This is a genomic window from Streptomyces sp. NPDC006458, assembly GCF_040612135.1.
Classification (GTDB): Bacteria; Actinomycetota; Actinomycetes; order Streptomycetales; family Streptomycetaceae; genus Streptomyces.
Genome location: NZ_JBEXPR010000005.1, coordinates 158,077 through 178,588 on the forward strand (window position 1 = coordinate 158,077; position 20,512 = coordinate 178,588).

General features: G+C 73.5%; 17 protein-coding genes and 1 pseudogene. 11 read left to right on the top strand and 7 right to left on the bottom strand.

From position 1 onward, the window contains the following. Positions 1-169: 169 nt before the first annotated feature. Together ABZZ79_RS08885 and ABZZ79_RS08890 are read left to right on the top strand one after the other, a co-directional pair. Positions 170-1,570, top strand: coding sequence for an AlkA N-terminal domain-containing protein (locus ABZZ79_RS08885; RefSeq protein WP_356688274.1), 1,401 nt, complete (start codon positions 170-172; stop codon positions 1,568-1,570). Then, positions 1,567-2,049, top strand: a complete 483-nt coding sequence (locus ABZZ79_RS08890; RefSeq protein ID WP_356687984.1) for a methylated-DNA--[protein]-cysteine S-methyltransferase — start codon at positions 1,567-1,569, stop codon at positions 2,047-2,049. Before ABZZ79_RS08885 ends, ABZZ79_RS08890 begins: the two co-directional genes overlap by 4 nt. Before the next feature lie 32 nt (positions 2,050-2,081). Here the strand turns inward: ABZZ79_RS08890 and ABZZ79_RS08895 are convergent, their stop codons facing one another. From ABZZ79_RS08895 to ABZZ79_RS08905, 3 genes are all read right to left on the bottom strand, one after another. Then, the gene (locus ABZZ79_RS08895) at positions 2,082-2,480 is read right to left on the bottom strand and encodes a PPOX class F420-dependent oxidoreductase (protein WP_356687986.1); all 399 of its coding nucleotides are present in this window, start codon (positions 2,478-2,480) and stop codon (positions 2,082-2,084) included. Positions 2,481-2,561: 81 nt separating this feature from the next. Then, positions 2,562-3,044 carry a DUF456 domain-containing protein gene (locus ABZZ79_RS08900; protein WP_356687988.1) on the bottom strand — a complete coding sequence of 161 codons (483 nt, stop codon included), beginning with the start codon at positions 3,042-3,044 and terminating at the stop codon, positions 2,562-2,564. Positions 3,045-3,099: 55 nt separating this feature from the next. Further along, positions 3,100-4,083, bottom strand: a complete 984-nt coding sequence (locus ABZZ79_RS08905) for a helix-turn-helix transcriptional regulator (RefSeq protein WP_356687990.1) — start codon at positions 4,081-4,083, stop codon at positions 3,100-3,102. 485 nt (positions 4,084-4,568) lie between these two features. Here ABZZ79_RS08905 and ABZZ79_RS08910 point away from each other — a divergent pair, with 485 nt between their 5' ends. From ABZZ79_RS08910 to ABZZ79_RS08920, 3 genes are all read left to right on the top strand, one after another. Next, a complete protein-coding gene (locus tag ABZZ79_RS08910; RefSeq protein ID WP_356687992.1) occupies positions 4,569-6,149 on the top strand; it encodes a protein phosphatase 2C domain-containing protein in 1,581 nt (526 codons plus the stop codon). A 68-nt stretch (positions 6,150-6,217) separates the two neighbouring features. Beyond that, complete coding sequence (locus ABZZ79_RS08915; RefSeq protein WP_356687994.1) at positions 6,218-7,960, top strand: pyruvate dehydrogenase; 1,743 nt, start codon at positions 6,218-6,220, stop codon at positions 7,958-7,960. Between the two features lie 126 nt (positions 7,961-8,086). Further along, positions 8,087-8,560: an ATP-binding protein gene (locus tag ABZZ79_RS08920; protein ID WP_356687996.1), complete on the top strand. Its 474-nt coding sequence runs from the start codon at positions 8,087-8,089 to the stop codon at positions 8,558-8,560. Between the two features lie 67 nt (positions 8,561-8,627). Here ABZZ79_RS08920 and ABZZ79_RS08925 read toward each other — a convergent pair whose 3' ends face one another. Continuing rightward, positions 8,628-9,674 (bottom strand): DUF2637 domain-containing protein, encoded by a 1,047-nt coding sequence (locus ABZZ79_RS08925; RefSeq protein WP_356687998.1) that lies wholly within the window; start codon positions 9,672-9,674, stop codon positions 8,628-8,630. 306 nt (positions 9,675-9,980) lie between these two features. After that, positions 9,981-10,820, bottom strand: coding sequence for a (2Fe-2S)-binding protein (locus ABZZ79_RS08930; RefSeq protein WP_356688000.1), 840 nt, complete (start codon positions 10,818-10,820; stop codon positions 9,981-9,983). A gap of 220 nt (positions 10,821-11,040) precedes the next feature. Here ABZZ79_RS08930 and ABZZ79_RS08935 point away from each other — a divergent pair, with 220 nt between their 5' ends. After that, a complete protein-coding gene (locus ABZZ79_RS08935) occupies positions 11,041-11,838 on the top strand; it encodes a GntR family transcriptional regulator (protein ID WP_356688002.1) in 798 nt (265 codons plus the stop codon). Positions 11,839-11,857: 19 nt separating this feature from the next. Here ABZZ79_RS08935 and ABZZ79_RS08940 read toward each other — a convergent pair whose 3' ends face one another. After that, a complete protein-coding gene (locus ABZZ79_RS08940; RefSeq protein WP_356688004.1) occupies positions 11,858-12,634 on the bottom strand; it encodes a hypothetical protein in 777 nt (258 codons plus the stop codon). Positions 12,635-12,814: 180 nt separating this feature from the next. Beyond that, positions 12,815-14,515, bottom strand: coding sequence for a PucR family transcriptional regulator ligand-binding domain-containing protein (locus ABZZ79_RS08945; protein ID WP_356688006.1), 1,701 nt, complete (start codon positions 14,513-14,515; stop codon positions 12,815-12,817). Positions 14,516-14,884: 369 nt separating this feature from the next. Here ABZZ79_RS08945 and ABZZ79_RS08950 point away from each other — a divergent pair, with 369 nt between their 5' ends. The 5 genes and pseudogenes from ABZZ79_RS08950 to ABZZ79_RS08970 all read left to right on the top strand — a co-directional run bounded on the left by ABZZ79_RS08950 (position 14,885) and on the right by ABZZ79_RS08970 (position 20,507). Beyond that, a complete protein-coding gene (locus tag ABZZ79_RS08950) occupies positions 14,885-15,775 on the top strand; it encodes an FAD binding domain-containing protein (RefSeq protein WP_356688008.1) in 891 nt (296 codons plus the stop codon). Further along, the gene (locus ABZZ79_RS08955; RefSeq protein ID WP_356688010.1) at positions 15,775-16,359 is read left to right on the top strand and encodes a (2Fe-2S)-binding protein; all 585 of its coding nucleotides are present in this window, start codon (positions 15,775-15,777) and stop codon (positions 16,357-16,359) included. Before ABZZ79_RS08950 ends, ABZZ79_RS08955 begins: the two co-directional genes overlap by 1 nt. Before the next feature lie 5 nt (positions 16,360-16,364). Then, positions 16,365-18,749 carry a molybdopterin cofactor-binding domain-containing protein gene (locus ABZZ79_RS08960; RefSeq protein ID WP_356688012.1) on the top strand — a complete coding sequence of 795 codons (2,385 nt, stop codon included), beginning with the start codon at positions 16,365-16,367 and terminating at the stop codon, positions 18,747-18,749. A gap of 203 nt (positions 18,750-18,952) precedes the next feature. After that, positions 18,953-19,270 (top strand): annotated as a pseudogene (locus ABZZ79_RS08965) (NCS2 family permease); the annotation flags it as partial. Positions 19,271-19,355: 85 nt separating this feature from the next. Then, entirely contained in the window at positions 19,356-20,507 is a 1,152-nt protein-coding gene (locus ABZZ79_RS08970; protein WP_356688014.1) for an XdhC/CoxI family protein, read from the top strand. Positions 20,508-20,512: the final 5 nt, after the last annotated feature.

The following is a 20,512-nucleotide window of genomic DNA, read 5'->3' on the forward strand; positions in this document are numbered from 1 at the left end:
GTTCCCCTGCGCCTCTAAGGCGGTGGTCGCGCAGTTCCCCGCGCCCCTGTTCCCCTGCGCCCCTGAGGCGGTGGTCGCGCTGTTTTTCTCGTGTCCTTGGGGGTGCCTCATGTCTGTGTCCGAAATCCGCCAGCGGGGGTTCGGCGGGGGGCGGACACTGGGGGGTGTGATGGACGAGGACAGCAGGTACGAGGCGGTGCGGAGCCGGGACGCCCGGTTCGACGGGGAGTTCTACTTCGCCGTCTCGACGACCGGGATCTACTGCCGGCCGAGCTGTCCGGCGGTCACGCCCAAGAGGCGGAACGTGAAGTTCTTCCCCACGGCCGCCGCCGCCCAGGGCTCGGGGTTCCGGGCCTGTCGGCGGTGCCGGCCGGACGCCTCGCCCGGGTCGGCCGAGTGGAACGCCCGCGCGGATGTCGTAGGGCGGGCCATGCGGCTGATCGGGGACGGGGTCGTGGACCGGGAGGGCGTGGCCGGGCTCGCCGGGCGGCTGGGGTACAGCGCCCGGCAGGTCCAGCGCCAGCTCACCGCCGAGCTGGGGGCCGGGCCGGTCGCGCTGGCCCGCGCCCAGCGTGCGCACACCGCGCGCGTGCTGCTGCAGACGACCGAGCTGCCCGTCACCGAGATCGCCTTCGCCTCGGGTTTCGCGAGCGTCCGGCAGTTCAACGACACCGTCCGGGCCGTCTACGCCCTGACCCCCAGCGGGCTGCGCGCCGCCGCGCCCCGGGGCGGGCACCGGGCCCGGCGCTCCGGGACCCCGGCCGCCGGGATCCCCCTGCGGCTCGCCCACCGCGGGCCGTACTCCGCCGCCGCGGTCTTCGACCTGCTCGCGCGCGAGGCCGTGCCCGGGGTGGAGGAGGTCGGCGGCCCGGCCGGCGCGCGCACCTACCGCCGTACGCTGCGGCTGCCGTACGGGACCGGGATCGCGGCCGTCGAGGAGCGGAGCACGGCGGGCGCCTCGGGTGCAGCACACCCCGGGGGCTGGCTGGAGGCCCGGCTCCATCTGACCGACCCCCGGGATCTCACCACCGCCGTGCAGCGCCTGCGGCGGCTGTTCGACCTGGACGCCGACCCGTACGCCGTCGACGAGCGGCTCGCGGCCGATCCCCGGCTCGCCCCGCTGGTCGCCGCCCGGCCGGGGCTGCGCTCGCCGGGCGCCGCCGACCCCGACGAACTCGCGATACGTGCTCTGGTGGGGCGCGACGAGGCCGAGCGTCTCGTCCGCGCCTACGGCAAGGCCCTCGACGCCCCCTGCGGCAGCCTGACGCACCTCTTCCCCGAGCCGGCCGTCCTCGCCGAGGCCGAGCCGGACGGAAGGGCGGGGGCGCTGGCCGCCGCGCTCGCGGACGGGGCCGTGCGGCTGGACGCGGGCGCCGACCGGGACGACGCCGAGGCGGCCCTGCGCGCACTGCCCGGCATGGCCCCCGCCGTGGTCGCCGTCGTCCGCACCCGCGCCCTCGGCGACCCCGACGTCGCCCCGCCCGGCGAGGACGTCCCCGATGCCTGGCGCCCCTGGCGCTCGTACGCCGTACGCCATCTGCGCACGGCCCGTGACCTGGAGTACGCATGACCACCCACTGGACCCGTCACGAGAGCCCCCTCGGGCCGATCCTGCTCACCGCCGACCCCGACGGCACCCTCACCTCGCTGTCCCTGCCGGAGCAGAAGGGCGGGCGGAGCGTGCAGGAGGGCTGGGTGCACGATCCCGGGCTGTTCCGGGAGGCCGGGGCGCAGCTCGACGCGTACTTCGCGCACGACCTGAAGGAGTTCTCGCTGCCGCTGCGCAGCGAGGGCACCGCGTTCCGCGAGCGGGTGTGGACGGCCCTGGAGTCCGTGCCCTACGGCTCGACCGTCACCTACGGCGAGATCGCCGCCCGCATCGGCGCCTCCCGGGCCGCCGTACGGGCTGTCGGCACCGCGATCGGCGCCAACCCGCTGCTGGTGCTGCGCCCCTGTCACCGTGTGATCGGCGCGGACGGCTCACTGGTCGGCTACGCCGCCGGCCTGGAACGCAAGCGGCTGCTGCTGACGCTGGAGGAAAATCTCTAGCTAGGACCCCAGCGGCTCTCGTCGGGATCGTGTCATGGCCGGTCTGATCCGGACGACGGCCCCTGGTCCTCCAGACCCCAGCTGTGGACGCGCCGCGGGTGGATGCGGATGACCTCCTCGCTGAAGTGCGGGCCCAGCTCGTGCGGGCCGGTGAGGAGCTCCGCCTCGCCCCGGATGTCGACGCCGCGCACCCGCCACGGCCGCAGGCTCACGATGTCGTCGACGACGAGCGCGACCTTCGGGTTGCTCCGCAGATTGCGCCACTTCTTGGTGCGGCCCATCGCGAGGCCGCCGACCAGGATCGTGCCGTCGTCCTGCGGGAAGAAGCCCACGGGGTTGGCCTGCGGCCGGCCCTCGGGGTCGACGGTCGCCAGCCGTCCCAGCCGCTGCGTCCTCAGATAGGCGCGCTCGGCCTCGCTGAATTCGGTCATGGCAGCAGCCAAGCACTCCGGCCCGCCCCGCACATCGGCAGCGCGCCCTAGGCCCTCGGGCCTACGCCCTCACCCCCGCCGTCACCCCCAGATCACCGCGCCCAGCCACGCCCCGGCGATCAGCAGACAGGTGAACAGCTCCGTCAGCACGCTGGAGCCGCCGTTGCGCATCGCCTGGCGCAGAGCGGCGCGGGCCTCGCCGTGGCGGCCCAGACGCAGGCGCTCGGACAGGTAGATGCCCCCCATGAAGCCGGGGATCGCCCCCAGCACGGGTATCAGGAAGAACCCGAGGAGCGCGCCGGCCCCCGCGTACACCGCCATCCGAGGGGTGGCGCCGCTGGCGCGCAGCCGCCTCGGCGGCAGGGCCCAGCGCACCACCTGGGACAGGAACAGCGCGAGCGTGGCCCCGACCAGCACCCACCACGCCACCGGCTGCGGGTCCTTCAGCGCCCACCACAGCACCGCGGCCCACACCAGCCACGACCCCGGGACGCCGGGCACCAGCACCCCGCCCAGGCCGAGCAGGATCACCGTGCCGACCAGCAGGAGCTCCCACACGCCCATCTGCCCAGCGTGCAGGAGGACGTCCTGCGTCGCAGGTCAGGAGGAACGACAGCCCCTAGCGCTCGCGCGCCACCCAGCCCCGTTCGTACGCGTGCCACCCCAGCTGCAGACGGGTCGTCACACCGGCCAGTTCCATCAGGTGCTTCACCCGGCGCTGTACGGTCCGCAGGCCCAGGTCGAGCTGTTTGGCGACGCTCGCGTCGGTCAGGCCGGCCAGCAGCAGGGAGAGGATCTCCAGGTCCGTGGCGTCGGGGCCGTCCGGGTCCTCCTCGCCGAGGCCGGACGCGCCGATGCGCAGCGGCAGGGCGTCCCGCCACACCGACTCGAACAGGCCCGACAGCAGTTCCAGCAGCCCACTGGCGTGCACCACCAGGGCGGCGGGTTCGGCGGAGTGCGAGGTCAGCGGCACCAGCGCCAGCGCGCGGTCGACGACCACCAGCTTGGTCGGCACCTGGTCCACCACGCGCACCTGCTCGTCGCGGCCGAGCGCGGCGCTCAGCTCGGTCATCCCCTCGGGCCGGTCCAGCGCCGCGCGCTCCAGCACCACCCGGTAGCGCACCCCGCGCCCGGCGGCCTGCTCCTCGGCCTCGTTCTCCATGCCGGTGACGGCGACGGGATTGCCGGTGACCAGCGCGCAGACCTCCTCGGTGGCGCCGAGCTGGAGCTGGAGGAAGCGCTGGGTGACGGCGGCCGCGCCGATCACCACCTCGACCAGGTCGTGCACGGCCGGTTCGGCCGCGGCCGCCCAGTACTCCTCGGCCAGCAGCGCGGCCGCCAGCTCGGCCTGTTCCAGTTCGTGCCGCCGCTGGGTGAGCAGCGCGCCCAGCGCGACGCCGGGCGGGGCGGCGACCCAGCGGCCGGGGCGGGCCGGGGTCTGGGCGGCCAGGCCGTGCCGCTCCAGCCGGCGCAGCGCGCGCTCGGTGTCGTGCTCGCCCAGTGCCAGCCGCCGGGCCAGATCCGGTACGTCGGCCGCGCCCACCGTCACCAGCGCCCGGTACGCCGACTCGTGCGTCTCGTCCAGCCCTATCGCCGTCAGCATCAGGCGCAGCCCCTCCCGGAACCCTCGACTCCATGCGCACCGGCCATGGCGGAAACCGGCCACGGCGCAAATCCGCCTGGGACATCATCCCCGTACGTCTGATCACTCTGCCAAGGTGTTGGCCAATGGTTCACCGGGGGCGGTGCTCAGCCGCCCGTCCCGGTGGGCCGGGCCTGGCCGCGCGACGGCGGGTACCCGGCCGTTTCCCAAGGCGGTGGCCCCGGACCCGGCACGCGTTCGAGCGCAGGGGAGCCGGACCCGGGTCACACAAACGTCACCGGGCGGTTCTCCCGTGGGGGGTGGAGCCGCCCGGTGGCCACCCCGAGGGCCTGTCCGGCACGGTCCGGCCCGCCGCGCGACACCTGACACGTGTGCTCGCACCCCCGTGCGAAGGCTCCCTGACGCTCCGTCAGCGCTGACACGGGCGCGCGGGATTTTCCCGATGCCCCGTTTTCAACGCGCCCGCGCGGTGGACAATGAGGGTCATGAGCCAGCAGGGGGGAAGGCCCACCGATCCCGCTCCCGAGGACGACTGGTGGGGGCAGCTTTACGACGACCGCACTTCGGACACCGGCCCCACGGCCGCGGCGGATTCCCTGGACGACCGCTTCGCCTCGGCCTCGGGGGTGGCGGCCGGGGAGGACCCCGCGGACTCCGGCGCGGGCCCGGCACCGGCCTCCCCGGCGGGCACCGGGGCCGGGCCGGTCCCCCCACCCCGCGCGGGTGACGGTGGGGCCGCGCCCACCGCCGCCGGTGCGGCCCGTGAGCCGGATCCCCGTGCGCCTGCCCGTGAGCCGGATCCCCGTGCGCCCGCCCGTGAGCCGGACCCCGGCGCCGCCGACGACAGGCCCGGCAGCCCTCGCTCCGCCACCCGTCAGCCACGGACCCGCGCCCCCTGGGAGCGCCCGCCCGCCGTACCGGCCGGTCCGGCCACCTTCCCGGCCGACCCCGGTCCGGCGGCCTCGACCCGGCGGGCACCGGCGGGCGACACCACGTCGGCGACCGGTGACGCGGCACCACCCCCGGGCGGAACCCCGAAGGACGCCGACACCGAGCGGCTGTCCGTCGCCCCCGCCCCCCGGCCCGTCCACCTCGGCTCCGGTCCGCCCACCTACGAGGCCGAGCCCACCACCCTGCCCCCGGCCGACCCCGACGGCCTCGACGATCTGGTCGCGGACACCGTGCTGGACGGCGCCCGGTGCGGGGCGGGCACACTGCGGGCGGTGTCCGTGCGCGGGGACTCGGCCCGGTACCGGGGCGAGCCGCGGCGGGACGCGCTGCTCGTCGCCCGGTTCGGCGCCGGCGAGCAGGCCCTGGTGCTCGTCGCGATGGCGACCGGCGCGCGGGCCACCACGGGGGCGCACCGGGCGGCGGCCGAGGTCTGCCGGTGGATCGGGCAGGCCGTCGGGCGCAGCCATGTGCGGCTCGCGCAGGACATCCGCTCCGGCCGGCGCGGCGACCTGAAGTCCGGACTGCACCGCCTCACCGACCGCAGCCTCGGAAAGCTGCGGGCCGGCGCCGCCGAGCAGGGGGTGTCCCCGGCGGAGTACGCGGCGACCCTGCGCTGTCTGCTGCTGCCGGGCGACCCCGAGTGCCGTACCCGGGTGTTCTTCGGGGTCGGCGCGGGTGGGCTGTTCCGGCTGCGGGACGGGGTGTGGCGAGACATCGAGCCCGCCGCGACCGATGTGACGGGCGAGCCCGTCGTCGGCTTCGGCTCGCCGTCCGCCGAGGCACTCGCCGCGACACCCGCCGAGACCCCCGAGGGCGACCGGCTCACCCTCGAACTCGGCATCCCGAAGCCCCCGAGCCCCTACGAACCCGCCCCGCGGCCACCCCGCGAACCCTTCCGCTTCCGCGCCTCGGTAGCCCGGCCGGGTGACACGCTGCTGCTGTGCACGGGCGGCCTCGCGGAGCCCCTGCGCGGCGAGCCGGAGCTGTGCGCGCATCTCACCGACCGGTGGTCCGGCCCTCAGGCACCCGGCCTCGCGGAATTCCTCGCCGACAGCCAGGTCCGGGTCAAGGGGTACGCCGACGACCGTACGGCGGCGGCCGTGTGGGAGGCGTAGCGGGCCCGGGTGTGGATTGATGGAAACCCACAGGGATCCTCCCGGAGACCGAAGGGCACCCGACCACCATGGCCAAGCAGAACATCGCCGAGCAGTTCGTGGACATCCTCGCCCGCGCCGGGGTCAGACGCCTGTACGGGGTGGTCGGCGACAGCCTCAACCCCGTCGTGGACGCCGTACGCCGCAGCTCCGCCGTCGACTGGGTGCATGTGCGCCACGAGGAGACGGCCGCCTTCGCGGCCGGCGCGGAGGCCCAGATCACCGGGAGGCTGACCGCCTGCGCGGGCTCCAGCGGCCCCGGCAACCTCCATCTCATCAACGGCCTGTACGACGCCCACCGTTCCATGGCCCCGGTCCTCGCGCTCGCCTCGCACATCCCCTCAGGCGAGATCGGCCTTGGCTACTTCCAGGAGACCCACCCGGACCAGCTGTTCCGCGAGTGCAGTCACTACAGCGAGCTGATCTCCAACCCCCGGCAGATGCCCCGGCTGCTGCAGACCGCCGTCCAGCACGCGATCGGCCGGGGCGGCGTCAGCGTCGTCGCCCTGCCCGGCGACATCGCCGCCCAGCCCGCCCCGGACAAGACGGCCGAGACCGCCCTGGTGACCGCCCGGCCCACGGTGCGCCCCGGTGACGCCGAGATCGACAGGCTGGTCGAGCTGATCGACCGCGCCGAACGGATCACGCTGTTCTGCGGCAGCGGTACCGCGGGCGCCCACGCCGAGGTGATGGAGTTCGCGGGGAAGATCAAGTCCCCGGTGGGCCACGCCCTGCGCGGCAAGGAATTCATTCAGTACGACAACCCCTACGACGTCGGCATGAGCGGTCTGCTCGGCTACGGCGCCGCCTACGAGGCCACCCACGAGTGCGACCTGCTGATCCTGCTGGGCACGGACTTCCCGTACAACGCGTTCCTGCCCGACGACGTGACCATCGCGCAGATCGACGTACGGCCCGAACGCCTCGGCCGCCGCTCCAGGCTGGACCTCGCGGTGTGGGGCGACGCCAAGGAGACCCTGCGCTGTCTCATCCCGCGGGTGCGGCCCAAGGAGAACCGGCGTTTCCTGGACAAGATGCTGAAGAAGCACGCCGAGGCGCTGGAAGGGGTCGTCAAGGCCTACACCCGCAAGGTGGACAAGCATGTGCCGATCCACCCCGAGTACGTGGCCTCGGTGCTCGACGAACTCGCCGACGACGACGCGGTGTTCACCGTCGACACCGGCATGTGCAACGTCTGGGCGGCCCGTTACCTGACGCCCAACGGGCGGCGCCGGATCATCGGCTCCTTCTCCCACGGCTCGATGGCCAACGCCCTGCCGATGGCGATCGGCGCGCAGTTCACCGACCGCGGCCGGCAGGTCGTGTCGATGTCCGGGGACGGCGGATTCGCCATGCTCATGGGCGACTTCCTCACGCTCGTCCAGTACGACCTGCCGGTGAAGGTGGTCCTGTTCGACAACTCCTCGCTTGGCATGGTCGAGTTGGAGATGCTCGTCGCCGGGCTGCCGTCGTACGGCACCGCGAACAAGAACCCGGACTTCGCGGCCGTCGCCCGCGCCTGCGGCGCCTATGGCGTGCGCGTGGAGAAGCCGAGACAGCTCGCAGGCGCGCTCAAGGACGCCTTCAGGCACAAGGGACCGGCGCTCGTGAATGTGGTGACCGACCCGAACGCGCTGTCGATCCCGCCGCGGATCAGCGCCGACATGGTGACCGGCTTCGCCCTGTCCGCGTCGAAGATTGTGCTGGACGGAGGCGTGGGGCGCATGCTCCAGATGGCCCGCTCCAATCTGCGCAACGTGCCCCGGCCCTGACAGGCAAGGTCCGAACCTCTGACAGCTCTGTCAACCCGTATGACTGTCCCGGTGCCGACGGGGCATGGATTCCCGTGAACGTGTTCGATCAGAGGGGAAACCGGCATCGGCGCGCAGGCGGGGGTCATGAAAAGGCAGGCACCAAGGGGCGGTCCGCTCACATTCGGGGCGTCCTCACACTCGGCCCGGGACCGGGCCGCCGGCGCTCCCGAACGGGAGCCGCAGATCAGCCGCAGACTGGGACGGGCGGACCTCAGGGCGGTGCCCGAGGCGCGCCGCGAACTGCGGGAACTGTTACGGCACTGGGGGAGGCCGGGACGAGCGGACATCGCGGAGCTGCTCACCAGCGAACTCGTCACCAACGCACTCGTGCACACCGACCGCGAAGCGGTCCTGACCGCCGTCGTCTCCACCCGCGGACTGCGCGTGGAGGTACGGGACTTCGTGGGCAGCAGGCCCCGGCCACGCGTACCGGCCGCCGACGACGGTACGCACGGCCGAGGGCTCATCCTGGTCGAGTCGCTCGCCGACGACTGGGGTGTGCAGGCGCACGGGGTGGGCAAGTCCGTCTGGTTCGAACTCGGCGCCGACGCCGCGTGAAACCCTGACCACGCGGCAGGGGCACGGCCCCTGACGAGCCGTGCCCCTGCCGCGTTCAACGCCGTTCCTAGCCGAACTGCTGCTCCAGGTCCTTGAGCTTGCGCTCCAGGGAGTCCAGGCGCGGCAGGGCCATGGTGTCGTCCTCCGCGGTGAGGTCGACGGTGATCGGCTCAGTGCTCTGGCGCACCGGCTGGAGGGAGGGCCGCGTACGCACGGGCAGTTGCTCCGGCGTCGATATGGCAGGCTCCGCAGTGACGCGCTCGGAGCTCGCGCGCTCCACCGCCGGCACCTCCGCCTGCCGTCCCAGGCCACGGCCGGGGAACGGGCCGCGGTGACCCCGGCTGATGGCCTTCAGCTGCGCCCGCTCCACGCGCTGCTGATCGCGGCGGCGCAGCCGGTTCTCCTCCTTCTGGCGCATGTCCTCGCGCACCTCCTCGACGGCCTCGTCGAGGCTGCGCACGTTCTCCAGGAGCATGAGCGACCAGGCCCTGTACGTCTCGCGCGGCGCCCGCAGCCAGCGGACCATGCGGATCTGCGGCAGCGGCCGGGGCACCAGGCCCTGCTCGCGCAGCGCGGCCCGGCGGGTCTGCTTCAGCGCCCGGTCGAACAGCACGGCCGCGGAGAGGGACATGCCCGCGAAGAAGTGCGGGGCGCCCGCGTGGTCGAGGCCGCGCGGCGCGTGCACCCAGTTGAACCAGGCCGCGGCGAAGGCGAAGGTCCACACGAGTATCCGGGAGCCGAGCGCGGCGTCGCCGTGGCTGGCCTCACGCACCGCGAGGACGGAGCAGAACATGGCCGCCCCGTCCAGGCCGAACGGGACCAGGTACTGCCAGCCGCCCGTCAGGCCGAGGTTCTGTTCGCCGAAGCCGACCAGGCCGTGGAAGGACAGCGCGGCGGCCACCGCGGCACAGCAGAACAGCAGCACGTAGGAGAACGTGCCGTACAGCGCCTCCTTGCGCCTGCGGCGCTCCTCGCTGCGCTCCCACGAGTCCTCCGAGCCAGAGTCCTTCCCCATGGAGCGCTTGCCGCGCAGCACCGCCACCGCCGCCAGCATGCCCAGGAGCAGTACGGCGCCCGGAAGCAGCCAGTTCAGCGATATGTCGGTCAGTCTCATCTGGGGTCCCTTGCATTGGGATAGGGCGTAACGCCCGCCATAGTGACCCAAACCCTCCGGTCCTCAGGGGGTTTCGGGGCAAGAGGCCGCCAACGAGGCGCAAGGGGTTGCCCAAGACGGCTTTCTGCTCGAACTGCCGCTTGAGGCGCGGGAGTTGAGTTCGAATAAGACTACCCGTACGGGTGGTTCCACGGAAAGTTCCTGTGCCGAGTGAGAAAATTGTGAAACCGCTGTAACCGAGCGGGGGGCCTCGTTCGCGACGATCCTAGCGGCTGAACTGCAGTGCTCCGTCCCACTGAACGGACGTCAGGCGGCCGTGGCGGCCGTCAGCTTGGCGACGCGGTCGGCATCGCAGGTGCGCGGGCACGTGACGCAGGTGTCGTCGGGGCGCAGCGTGTAGAAGAGGCAGCAGCTGGCCCGGTCCCGGGTGGGCAGCGCCTCGCCCTTCGGCCCGTTCAGCTCGCGGAACCCGGGCGTGCCGACGTACGGCACGGCCGAGCCCGGCAGCAGCAGCTCCAGCTCGCGCCTCGCCCGCCGCTCCGCGTCCGCGCCGAGCTGCCCGGCGACGTACCACAGGCCCTCGACCACCTCGTCGGTGACCATGCCCCACAGGGCCCGGCCGCGCCGCCGCAGCCGCGGCCCGAAGGCCGCCAGCAGCGGCTCCAGGTGTTCGGCCACCGCCGCGCGCAGCTCGGCGCGCAGCGCGTCCTCGCCGTCGACCACGCGGGCGCCGGGCAGGGCGGCGGCCGGGTCGCCGGGCAGACAGGCGAAGGAGGCGGTGCGCACGGCCAGCCGGCCGGCGGTGCGGTCGTAGGACACGTCCGCCACGCCGTGGCGGGGCACCCGGCGGTGCAGGAACCACGGCACGGTGAACAGCAGACAGGCGGGCCAGGCGTAGCGGTGCAGACCGAAGCTCGCGACGACGTCCGGGCGGCCGCGCTGTCCGTAGTCCCGCAGGATCTGGGCGTCGTCCCAGGCCAGGAAGGTCTCCAGGGCTTCGCCTCCGGCCGCGAGCGAGGCGGCGGTGACCCATCCGTCGCCCTCCGGCAGGGGCTCGGACCAGCTCAGCTCGGTGACGGTCAGGCCCGGGTAGGCCTCGGTGAGGCGGGCGTGGGCGTCCGCGAGGGCCGAGGCGGGGACAGGCATTCCGGGACCACCGATTCACGAGGGGACGAGCGGGGGCGGGGGCGGGGGTGGGAGCAGGAGTGCGGGCGTGAGCAGAGGGCCCGCACTTCAAGTAGGCAAGGCTTACCTTACTGGCTCCGTCCGGAATTTGAACTGTCCGGCCTTACGCCTAAGGTGCTTGACGGACGAGTGACAACCCGCCGTAATGACCCCAAGTACCGACAAGCCCGGAGGAGGACCCGTGAACCAGGGCGCGCAGTGCTCCGCCGCCGGAACCGGCCTTCCGGAACCGGGCATCAGCCCCGTCCGGGTGCCGCAGCAGCAGGCCGCCACCCCCGAGGCCCGCGAGCGTGGCACCTACGCCGCCGCCGTACGCGGCGAGCACCCCGCCGCCGAGGCGCCCATCCCGGGGCTCAGGCCCGTCGTGCAGCGCTCCTCCGTGCGCGGCCAGATCCTCGACGCGCTGCGCACCGCCCTCGTCACCGGCGAGCTGACCCCCGGCACCGTGTACTCCGCGCCCGCGCTCGGCGACCGCTTCGGCGTCTCCGCCACACCCGTGCGCGAGGCCATGCAGCAGCTAGCCCAGGAGGGCGCCGTCGAGGTCGTGCCCAACCGCGGCTTCCGCGTCGTGCGGCGCGACGCCCGCGAGCTCGCCGAGCTGGCCGAGGTGCGCTCCCTGCTGGAGGTGCCGGTGCTGCTGCGGCTCGCCACGGCCGCCCCAGCCGAGCGCTGGGCCGAGCTGCGCCCCCTCGCCGAGGCCACCGTCCTCGCCGCCTCCGCCGGCTGCCGGGCGACCTACGCCGAGGCCGACCGCGCCTTCCATCGGGCCCTGCTCTCCCTCGCGGGCAACGACCAGCTCGTCCGCGTCGCCGACGATCTGCACCGCCGCGCCCAGTGGCCGCTGACCACCGGCCGCCACCTGCGCACCGAGCTGATGGCCGACGCCGCCCAGCACGCCGCCCTGCTGGACGCCCTGATGTGCGGGGACGGGGAGCGGGTGCGGGCGCTGCTGCGGGAGCACTTCAGGCCCGCGATCTGAGGCGGGCCGCCCCCGGCCGTCACGCCGTCGCCGCGGGCGGTGGCGCCAACTGCCCCGCCAGCCACGTGGGCACACCGCCCAGCAGCCGGAACAGCCGCCGCGCCTCCTCCCGCAACCGGGACGCCTCCGGCTCGGTCTCGGCGTCGGCGAGGGACGCCAGCGCCGGAGCCGTGCCGACCAGGTAGCCCAACTCCTCGCGCAGCCGCAGCGATTCGGCGAAGCCGTGCCGGGCCTCGGCCAACTCGCCCTCCCGCAGCGCCAGCCCGGCCAGGTGCCGCCAGGTGGAGGACAGCAGCAGCGGGTCCGCGTGCGCGGCGGCGCCCGCGTGGGCCCGCCGGAACGCGGCCCGCGCGGCCTGCGCCGAGCCGCTCAGGTTCTGGGCGACCAGCCCGCGCCGGTAGTCCAGCAGGGCCCGCCCGGCGGTGTCGGGACTGATCAGCGCGGCCGCCCGGCCGAGCGCGGCCCGCGCCTCGTCGGCCCGGTCGCGCACCTTGAGCAGGGTGGCGGCGTAGGCCAAGTGCCCGCGTTCACAAGCCGCGGCGCCGCGCTCCTCGTCGCTGTGCGCGACCGCCTCGGCGACCCGCAGCGCGTCCTCCGCCGCGCCCCAGCCCTGTTCGGTGTACAGACACCGCTCCACCAGCAGCGCGGCCCGCTGCAACGCGGCCGCCGCGGAGGACGGTTGGAGCAGCGCGGCCGCGTCGGCCCAGCAGGCCCGCGAGCGCAGCCGCCATACCGCGGTCTGGAGTGGATCGTCACCGGCGGTCGTTCCGTAACCAGACATGGCGGTATACGCCACCTCGCCCTCCCCGAGCACGCCATCGAGCCTTGAGTGGTGGCCGCATCTCAGCACGGATCAAGGCGCTCGGCCAAGAGGGTGGGTGAAGGATTTCACAAAGTCGTGGGTCGCCCACCCGCCCGGGGGCCGTCCGGTGATTCCCGCCCGCCACGCGATGCCCGGCACTTACCCCCAGGGCGCTCAGCTCATCCGCAGCGCCAGGAAGAAGTCCAGCTTGTCCTCCAGGCGGGACAGATCACGGCTCGTCAGCTGCTCGATCCGGCCGACGCGGTAGCGCAGGGTGTTGACGTGGAGGTGGAGCCGGGAGGCGCACCGGGTCCAGGAGCCGTCGCACTCCAGGAAGGCCTCCAGGGTCGGGACGAGCTCGGCGCGGTGGCGGCGGTCGTAGTCGCGCAGGGGGTCCAGCAGACGGGCGGTGAAGGCGCGGCGGACGTCGTCGGGGACGAAGGGCAGCAGCAGGACGTGCGAGGCCAGCTCCTGGTGGCCGGCCGCGCACACCCGGCCGGGGCGGGCCGCCGCGACCCGCCGCGCGTGCCGCGCCTCCTCCAGCGCGCCGCGCAGCCCCTCGGCCGAGTGCACGGCCGCGCTGACCCCGAGTGTGAGGCGCCCGTCGTCGTCCAGACCGGCCGCCAGCGGCTCCCGTACGGCCTTCAGCAGCGCGTCGGCCATGACGCCGGGGTCGGCGCCGTCGGACTCGCCGCCGACCGCAGGGAGCGGCACCAGGGCGATGGCCTCGTCGCCGGTGTGGGCGACGGCGATGCGGTCGGAGGGCTCGGGACCGGTGCTGCTGGGGTCGACGAGGATCTCCTCCAGGAGCGACTGGGCGACCGGGCCCCCCTCCAGCTCGCCGCCCTCCCACTCCACGCGGGCCACGACCACCTGCCAGTGCGGCGCGGCCCCGAGGCCGGGCAGCAGCACCGGCGCCGCGACCCGCAGCCGGGCCGCGATCTCGGCGGGCGCCGCGCCCGTCTGGACCAGCTCCAGCACTTCCTGGGCGAGGCGGCGCCGGACCGTGCGGGCGGCGTCGCGGCGGTCGCGCTCGACCGCGATCAGCTGGGTGACACCGTGCACCAGGTCCAGGCGCTCCTCGGGCCAGTCGCCCGCGTCCGCCTCGACGGCCAGCAGCCAGTCCGACAGCACGCTCTCGCGCACGTCCCGCGAGGCCTGCGGGGGCCGCCCGGCCCCGGCTCCCGGCGGACGGTGGCCCCAGCTGCGGATCGGGAACAGGCTGTACGGCGTCGAGCCGACCAGCATCCGGTGCGGGCCGCGCCGCCCGGTGCGGACGGCCGCCAGATGCTCGCCCGCGAGCGTCGCGCACGTCTCGGCCGGCAGCGCGGGTCCGCCGACCTTGGGGCCCGCGATCAGCCGTCCGGCCGGGGACAGCACCCAGGCGCGCAGATCGAGGTCGGAGCCGAGCAGGTCCAGGACCACGTCGGGGCCGCCGCCCGCGGGGCCGGAGGTCATCATCCGCCGGTGCCGGTCCACGACGGCCGCCAGGTCCCCGGCGCGCTCGCCGCTGACCTGCCGTACGACATGCTCGGTGATGGTCGCGAAGGCCACCGACTCGTGCACGGCGAACAGGGGCAGCCGGTGCCGGGCGCAGGCCAGGACCAGATCGTCGGGCACGTCCCCGAGCTCGGCCTCGCCGGCCGCGAGGCCGGCGACACCGGCCTGGGCGAGGATCCGTACGAACGGCTCGGAGTCGTCGGTGTCCCGGCGCCAGGCCAGGCCCGTCAGGACCAGCTCGCCTCCGGACAGGTAGCGGCTGGGGTCCTTCAGGTCGGTCGTCATGACGCCGCGCACGGTGCGGTCCAGCTCGTCCTCGCCGCCGAGCAGCCTGAGGCCCAGCGCGTCCGTGTCCAGCAGTGCGCGCAACCGCATTCTCGTCGCCGCCGTTCTTCTGTCTCGAAAACTACGATGATTCTTGACGGGTAGGGCCCGTCCGCCGGGCGGAGCGGCCGTGCTCGCGGGTCGCCGGACCGCCGGTCCGGGCCGTGTCCCAGGTCACGTGGGCTGTGTCTCACGTTTCCGCAGGAGAGCAGGGAGGTTACTGATGACCTCCGTTCATACGAATCTACAAGATGCCTACCGCGACCAGCCAACTCCTTCATGGTTTCGGTGACTGACCCGACCGGAGCACCGCGCTGTGTACTGGCTCCACTCCGCGTTAACAGGACATGAACGAGCCGGGCCCGCCGCACACGGATTGGCTCAATCTGAACGACCCACAGACGAAGAAGAGAGCCGGTCATGGACTTCCTTCGCCCCGCCAGCTGGGAGGAGGCGCTCGCCGCGAAGGCGGAGCACCCCACCGCTGTGCCGATTGCGGGTGGCACCGACGTGATGGTCGAGATCAACTTCGACCACCGCCGGCCCGAGTACCTCCTGGACCTCAACCGCATCGGCGACCTCTACGAGTGGGAGGTCGGCGAGGCGAGCGTGCGGCTCGGCGCCTCCGTGCCCTACACGAAGATCATGGAGAACCTCCGTGCCGAGCTGCCGGGCCTCGCGCTCGCCTCGCACACGGTGGCCTCCCCGCAGATCCGCAACCGCGGCGGCGTCGGCGGCAACCTCGGCACCGCCTCCCCGGCCGGCGACGCCCATCCGGCCCTGCTCGCGGCGGGCGCCGAGGTCGAGGTGGAGTCCGTACGGGGCTCCCGGCTGATCCCGATCGACGCGTTCTACACCGGCGTCAAGCGCAACGCCCTCGCCGCCGACGAGCTGATCCGGGCCGTGCACGTCAGGAAGGCCGACGGCCCCCAGCAGTTCTCCAAGGTCGGCACCCGCAACGCCATGGTCATCGCCGTGTGCGCCTTCGGTCTCGCCCTGCACCCCGAGACGCGCACCGTCCGCACCGGCATCGGCTCCGCCGCCCCGACACCCGTCCGGGCGAAGACAGCCGAGGAGTTCTTGAACGCGGCGCTGGAAGAGGGCGGCTTCTGGGACAACGGAAAGATCATCACCCCGTCGGTCGCCAAGCAGTTCGCGCAGCTGTGCTCCGCCGCCTGCAACCCGATCGACGACGTCCGGGGCACCGCGAGCTACCGCCGCCACGCGGTCGGCGTCATGGCCCGCCGGACGCTCACCTGGACCTGGGAGTCGTACCGCGGCGCCCGCCGCATCTCGGAGGGAGCTGCGTAATGCGCGTCAACTTCACCGTCAACGGACGTCCGCAGGAGGCCGACGACGTCTGGGAGGGCGAGAGCCTGCTCTACGTCCTGCGCGAGCGGCTCGGCCTGCCCGGCTCCAAGAACGCCTGCGAGCAGGGCGAGTGCGGCTCCTGCACGGTCCGCCTGGACGGCGTGCCGGTCTGCTCCTGCCTGGTAGCGGCCGGCCAGGTCGAGGGCCGCGAGGTCGTCACCGTCGAGGGCCTGGCCGACTTCGCCAAGCAGCGCGCCGAGCACGGCGGCTGCGCGACCGGCGCCTTGGGCACCACCCTCCAGGACGCCCGGGACTGGAGCGCCAAGGGCACCGACTCGCAGACCGGCGAGGGCGACGAGCTCTCTCCCGTCCAGCAGGCGTTCATCGACGCCGGCGCCGTCCAGTGCGGGTTCTGCACCCCCGGCCTGCTCGTCGCCGCCGACGAGATGCTGGAGCGCAACCCCAACCCGACCGACGCGGACATCCGCGAGGCCCTGTCGGGCAACCTGTGCCGCTGCACGGGCTACGAGAAGATCATGGACGCGGTCCGCCTGGCCGCCGCCCGCCAGTCCGAGGGGGTCTGACCACCATGCCGACCAACGGCGCTCCCACGAAGATCACACAGGCGTCCGAGACCAAGGGCGGCATCGGCGAGTCCACGCTCCGCCCGGACGGCACCCTCAAGGTCACCGGCGAGTTCGCGTACTCGTCCGACATGTGGCACGAGGACATGCTCTGGGGCCAGATCCTGCGCTCCCCGGTCGCCCACGCCGAGATCGTGTCCATCGACACCGGCGAGGCCCTCGCCATGCCCGGCGTGTACGCCGTCATGACGTACGACGACCTGCCGACCGAGGTGAAGAACTACGGCCTGGAGATCCAGGACACCCCGGTCCTCGCCCACGGCAAGGTGCGCCACCACGGCGAGCCGGTGGCGATCGTCGCCGCCGACCACCCGGAGACCGCCCGCCGCGCCGCCGCGAAGATCAAGGTGGAGTACCGGGAACTGCCCGTCATCACCGACGAGGCCACCGCCACCGCCCCCGACGCGATCCTCATCCACGAGGGCCGCGACGACCGCCACTCGGGCCACGTCCCGCACCCGAACATCGTCCACCGCCAGCCGATCGTCCGCGGCGACGCGGACGAGGCCGCGAAGCGGGCCGATGTGATCGTCACGGGCGAGTACACCTTCGGCATGCAGGACCAGGCCTTCCTCGGCCCCGAGTCCGGCCTCGCCGTGCCCGAGGAGGACGGCGGCGTCCACCTCTACATCGCCACCCAGTGGCTGCACGCCGACCTGCGCCAGATCGCGCCCGTCCTCGGCCTGCCCGAGAAGAAGGTGCGCATGACGCTGTCCGGCGTCGGCGGCGCCTTCGGCGGCCGCGAGGACCTGTCGATGCAGATCCACGCCTGTCTGCTGGCACTTCGCACGAACAAGCCGGTCAAGATCGTCTACAACCGGTTCGAGTCCTTCTTCGGACACGTCCACCGGCACCCCGCCAAGCTCTACTACGAGCACGGCGCCACCAAGGACGGCAAGCTCACCCACCTCAAGTGCCGGATCGTCCTGGACGGCGGCGCCTACGCCTCCACCTCCCCGGCCGTGGTCGGCAACGCCGCCTCGCTGTCCGTCGGCCCCTACGTCCTCGACGACGTGGACATCGAGGCCCTCGCGCTCTACACCAACAACCCGCCCTGCGGCGCCATGCGCGGCTTCGGCGCGGTCCAGGCGTGCTTCGCCTACGAGGCGCAGATGGACAAGCTGGCGAAGCGGCTCGGCATGGACCCGGTGGAGTTCCGGCAGCTCAACGCCATGGAACAGGGCACGATCATGCCGACAGGACAGCCGGTCGACTCCCCGGCCCCGGTCGCCGAACTGCTGCGCCGCGTCAAGGCGATGCCGCTACCGCCGGAGCGCCAGTGGGAGTCCAGCGAGGGCCCGGACGTACGGCAGCTGCCGGGCGGTCTGTCCAACACCACCCACGGCGAGGGCGTCGTGCGCGGGATCGGCTACGCGGTCGGCATCAAGAACGTCGGCTTCTCCGAGGGCTTCGACGACTACTCCACGGCGAAGGTCCGCATGGAGGTCGTCGCGGGCGAGCCCGTCGTGACCGTCCACACGGCCATGGCGGAGGTCGGCCAGGGCGGTGTCACCGTCCACGCGCAGATCGCCCGCACCGAACTGGGCGTCGCCCAGGTGACCATCCACCCCGCCGACACCCGGGTGGGCTCGGCGGGTTCGACCTCGGCCTCCCGGCAGACCTATGTGACCGGCGGCGCCGTGAAGAACACGTGCGAGCTGGTCCGGGAACGGGTGCTGGAGATCGGCCGCCGCAAGTTCGGCTCCTACCACCCCGCCTGGGCGACCGCGGAGCTGCTGCTGGAGGGCGGCAAGGTCGTCACCGACGGCGGCGAGGTCCTCGCCGACCTCGTGGACGTGCTGGAGGACGAGGCCGTCGAGCTGGAGGAGGAGTGGCGGCACCGCCCCACCGAGGCCTTCGACCTGCGCACCGGCCAGGGCAACGGCCACGTCCAGTACTCCTTCGCCGCGCACCGCGCGGTCGTCGAGGTCGACACCGAACTCGGCCTGGTCAAGGTCATCGAGCTGGCCTGCGCCCAGGACGTCGGCAAGGCCCTCAACCCGCTGTCCGTCATCGGCCAGATCCAGGGCGGCACCACCCAGGGTCTGGGTGTGGCGGTCATGGAAGAGATCGTGGTCGACCCCAAGACGGCCAAGGTCAGGAACCCCTCCTTCACGGACTACCTGATCCCCACGATTCTCGACACGCCGACCATCCCCGTCGACGTGCTCGAACTCGCCGACGAGCACGCCCCGTACGGGCTGCGCGGCGCCGGTGAGGCCCCCACCCTCTCGTCGACGCCGGCCGTGCTCGCGGCCATCCGCGACGCGACCGGGCTGGAGCTGGACCGCACGCCGGTACGACCGGAACACCTCACCGGTACGGCGTGAGCAGGGCCTGTCCGGCGGATCGGGCCGGCTGTAGGGGTCAGCCGCCGCGACGCCGGCATGTTCCGTCGGACAGGTCCTAGACCCTCCGGGCGGCGCACGGAACGTCACAGCTCCCCGCGCCGCCCGGAGTACTCCCCGGCCCGCCGCCCCGCTCGCGGCGGGCCGGAAGCAGACCGAACGTTCGCCTCGGGCCGTCCCCCCTCAGCCCGCTCACCGCGATCGTGCCCGGCGAGGTCGCGGCGGCGGCCCTGGTGGTCATCGGAGCGATGATGATGATGAACGCCCGGCACGTGGACTGGTCCGACCGGGCCACCGCGATCCCGGTGTTCCTCACGGTCGTGCTGATGCCGTTCACGTACACCATCACCACGGGTGTGGCGGCCGGTGTCATCGCCTATGTCGCCATCAAGATCGCCCAGGGCAAGGCACGCGAGATCGGCCTCTTCATGTGGGGCCTGACCGTGATCTTCCTGGTCTACTTCGCCCTGAACCCGATCGAGGGCTGGCTCGGCGTCCACTAGCCCGGAGTGATCACCGTCCCGGACGCCCCACTCGCCCGGGTCGCTCAACGCCCCTTCACACAAACGCTGTTAAGGAGACCGAGACATGCTGGACATCGCCGAGGAGCTGAACCGGTGGGTCGAGCAGGGCCGCGACTTCGCCGTCGCCACGGTGGTGGCGGTCGGCGGCAGCGCCCCGCGCCAGCCCGGCGCCGCCCTCGCGGTGGACGCCGACGGCACGGCGATCGGCTCGGTGTCCGGCGGCTGTGTGGAGGGCGCGGTGTACGAGCTGTGCCAACAGGCCCTCGCGGACGGCGAGACCGTCCTGGAGCGCTTCGGGTACAGCGACGACGACGCCTTCGCCGTGGGGCTCACCTGCGGCGGCGTCATCGACATCCTGGTCACCCCGGTCCGGGCGGGCGACCCCGTCCGGCCGGTGGTCGCGTCCGCGCTCACCGCCGCCGCGCGAGGGGAGGCGGCGGCGGTGGCGCGGATCGTGTCCGGCCCCGCGGATCTGAGGGGCCGCGGGCTGCTGGTGCGCGCCGACGGCACCTGGGAGGGCGGCCTCGGCGGCCACCCCGAGCTGGACCGCACGGTCGTCGCCGAGGCAGGCGCCTTCCTGGACGCCGGCCGCACCGGCACCCTGGAGATCGGAGAGCAGGGCTCGCGGTGCGGAGCACCGCTCACGCTGCTGGTCGAGTCCTCCGTACCCGCACCGCGCATGATCGTCTTCGGCGCGATCGACTTCGCCTCGGCGCTGGTCCGCGTCGGCAGGTTCCTCGGCTACCACGTCACGGTGTGCGACGCCCGCCCCGTGTTCGCGACCTCGGCCCGCTTCCCCGACGCCGACGAGATCGTCGTCGAGTGGCCGCACAAATACCTGGAGCGCACGGACGTCGACGGCCGGACCGTCCTGTGCGTCCTCACCCACGACGCCAAGTTCGACGTGCCGCTGCTGAAGCTCGCGCTGCGGCTGCCGGTGGCGTACGTCGGGGCGATGGGCTCGCGCCGCACCCACCTCGACCGCAACGACCGTCTGCGCGAGGTCGGTGTCACCGAACTGGAGCTGGCCCGCCTGCGGTCCCCGATCGGCCTGGACCTCGGCGCCCGTACGCCCGAGGAGACGGCGCTGTCCATCGGCGCGGAGATCGTGGCCAACCGGCGTGGCGGCAGCGGGGTTTCGCTCACCGGGGCGCACACGCCGATCCACCACGACCTGACGTCGGCGCCGGCGACGCGGATCGGGTCGGTGGCGTGAGGGGG